This is a genomic window from Paenibacillus sp. 01T422 (genome assembly GCF_056398785.1).
In genome coordinates this window covers 1-1762 of record NZ_JBFTQB010001123.1, presented here as the reverse complement: position 1 = coordinate 1762, position 1762 = coordinate 1, and the positions used below count along the sequence as shown (strand labels likewise).

Genomic DNA, 1762 nt, shown 5'->3' with positions numbered 1-1762 from the left:
CTACGGAAAAAGCGTTAATCGAAATCTATGAGCGTCTTCGTCCGGGTGAGCCACCTACACTTGATAATGCAAGAAGCTTGATCGTTGCTCGTTTCTTTGATCCGAAGCGTTATGATCTAGCTAACGTAGGTCGTTACAAAATCAACAAGAAATTACACATTAAAAATAGATTGTTCAATCAACGTCTGGCTGAAACTTTGGTAGATTCCGAAACGGGAGAAATCATCGCGGAAGCAGGACAATTACTGGATCGTCGTGTGTTAGACGAAATCCTTCCTTTTATCGAAAAAGGAGCAGGCTACAAAGAGTTTACTATTCCAAAAGGTGTAACTGGCGCGGATACAATCCCTGTTCAGTGCATTAATGTTTACTCACCTACGGAAGAAGGCAAGGTTGTTAAAGTAATCTCTAACGGGGTTATCGACAAACAAGTCAAAAACATCACGCCTGCCGATATCATTTCATCCATTAACTATTTCATCAACTTGCTGCATGGCATCGGGAATACGGATGATATTGACCACTTAGGTAACCGTAGACTTCGTTCTGTTGGTGAATTGCTGCAAAACCAATTCCGTATCGGTTTATCCCGTATGGAACGTGTTGTTCGTGAACGTATGTCCATTCAAGATGCGAATGTCATCACGCCACAAGCTTTGATCAACATTCGACCAGTTATCGCGTCGATCAAAGAGTTCTTCGGTAGCTCCCAGCTTTCTCAGTTTATGGACCAAACGAACCCGCTTGCTGAGTTGACGCACAAAAGACGTCTATCCGCACTCGGACCCGGTGGTTTGACGAGAGAGCGCGCAGGGATGGAAGTTCGCGACGTGCATCACTCTCACTATGGCCGTATGTGTCCAATTGAGACCCCAGAGGGACCGAACATTGGTTTGATCAACTCCCTGTCTACTTTCGCCCGTATTAATGAGTATGGCTTCATTGAGGCTCCTTACCGTTGGGTAGATCCTAAGACAGGAACTATTACTGACCAAATCGCCTACCTGACTGCGGATGAAGAAGATAATTATGTTATCGCGCAAGCAAATGCCGAATTGACAGATGATAGTAAATTTGTTGATTCAGCGATTATCGTACGTTACAAAGATGATAACTTAACGCTACCGGTTGAACGTGTCGACTACATGGACGTTTCTCCGAAGCAAGTTGTTTCTGTAGCGACAGCGTTAATTCCGTTCCTAGAAAACGATGACTCCAACCGCGCGTTGATGGGATCCAACATGCAGCGTCAAGCGGTACCTCTTTTGATTCCAAAAGCACCTCTTGTAGGTACGGGTATGGAGCACAAGGTTGCTAAGGACTCGGGAGTATGTATTGTCTCCAAATTTGATGGAATTATTGAGAAAGCTGCTGCAAATGAAATTTGGCTGCGCCGCCAGGAAATGGTAGATGGCAAATTAGTCAGCGGTAATATCGTCAAATATAAGCTTCACAAATTTATGCGTTCCAACCAAGGTACGTGCATTAATCAACGCCCGATTGTGAAAAAGGGTCAAGTGATTAAAGCAGGAGATATTCTTGCTGATGGACCATCGACAGAACAAGGCGAATTGGCTTTGGGTCGTAACGTTGTCGTAGCTTTCATGACTTGGGAAGGTTATAACTACGAGGATGCGATCTTGTTGAGCCAAAAACTTGTGAAAGAAGATGTCTACACATCCATTCACATCGAGGAATACGAGTCAGAAGCACGTGACACGAAGCTTGGACCTGAAGAAATTACGCGTGACATCCCGAACGT

The 1762-nt window shown here is 44.6% G+C and carries 1 protein-coding gene; it reads left to right on the top strand.

The features are described from left to right. Nucleotides 1–1762, top strand: a 1762-nt coding sequence (gene rpoB, locus AC1DUA_RS36320) for a DNA-directed RNA polymerase subunit beta (RefSeq protein ID WP_477504351.1), incomplete at both ends; no start/stop codon positions are given.